The following is an 885-nucleotide window of genomic DNA, read 5'->3' as shown; positions in this document are numbered from 1 at the left end:
GAAGCATACTTACCGACAAATTAACTATGCCACTTCACTAAGTCTTTGACTTAGGTTTAGCATGAGACTTCCATAAGCCTTCGCTAATCATCCAGCACCGTAACGTCTCTGATGACAGCTTGATACCATGCTTCTCGAGTAATTTCTTATTTGCAAATATAGGTCCGAAATCCGCGTATTTATCTTTGATAATACTCAACACATTTCGTTTTAACTCTAGTGAGAAACTTCGATTACTTGGCTTTCCTCTTTGTAATGAGGCTAACCCTGGCGCACCGTTTTCACGATATTTGTTAACTAACCGCTGAATCTGTCTTCGCGTTAAATTAAGGGTGTTTGAAGCATTTTCTTGAGTTAATCGCTTCTTACAAACGTCACGAATAACATCAACACGGTTTAATTCTTTTTGGTTCATAGCAAATAACACTCTGCAAGATAGATTAATCAAGGAGATGAGGCTTGCTGGTATCAATACGATTGAAGAGCGAATGCCGGGGTTCCACACTATATTTCACTCCATAACGCACGCTTTGCGTGCTTACCCCACAGTACTGACGATAAGCATCGCCTACTCCAAGAATCTAACGTAGAGCTTGATGATATATTTGCGCGTCAAGTAAGCCGCAGCTTACTTCATCACTTACACTCCAGTACGATAAAGTCATTTATATACTCACCCCGACCGATAAAGCCAAGTTTTTGGTCGGTAAAAAGGTCATGATTTATGATTACCCTGACGTCACGCTTTCGATTCAACATTGCGGTGAATCGTTTGAATACAGCATATTTGATAAGCGAAGACATGTTCAGCAAGGTGAAGAGGAGTAATAAACGATTGGGCTCGGGATTAAGGAGGTGAACAATGTGACATTTTAAACTTGCCTT

The 885-nt window shown here is 40.5% G+C and carries 1 protein-coding gene and 1 pseudogene; one reads left to right on the top strand and one right to left on the bottom strand.

Going from position 1 to position 885, the window contains the following annotated elements; genetic code table 11:
- Positions 1 to 37 precede the first annotated feature (37 nt).
- Positions 38 to 415 (bottom strand): helix-turn-helix domain-containing protein, encoded by a 378-nt coding sequence (locus BT797_RS02900; protein ID WP_211705532.1) that lies wholly within the window; start codon positions 413 to 415, stop codon positions 38 to 40.
- Between the two features lies 1 nt (position 416).
- On the opposite strand from BT797_RS02900, the pseudogene BT797_RS24675 reads away from it, so the two are divergent.
- Positions 417 to 850 (top strand): annotated as a pseudogene (locus tag BT797_RS24675) (ISNCY family transposase); the annotation flags it as partial.
- Positions 851 to 885: the final 35 nt, after the last annotated feature.

It is taken from the genome of Moritella viscosa (assembly GCF_900120065.1).
Classification (GTDB): domain Bacteria; phylum Pseudomonadota; class Gammaproteobacteria; order Enterobacterales; family Moritellaceae; genus Moritella; species Moritella viscosa.
The sequence above is the reverse complement of the archived record's forward strand: the minus strand, read 5'-3'. Positions and strand labels throughout refer to the sequence as shown.

What these genes read in the sequence shown, in the direction of transcription:
- BT797_RS02900 (WP_211705532.1), bottom strand. Translation starts at nt 415, where the DNA reads ATGAACCAAAAAGAATTAAACCGTGTTGATGTTATTCGTGACGTTTGT.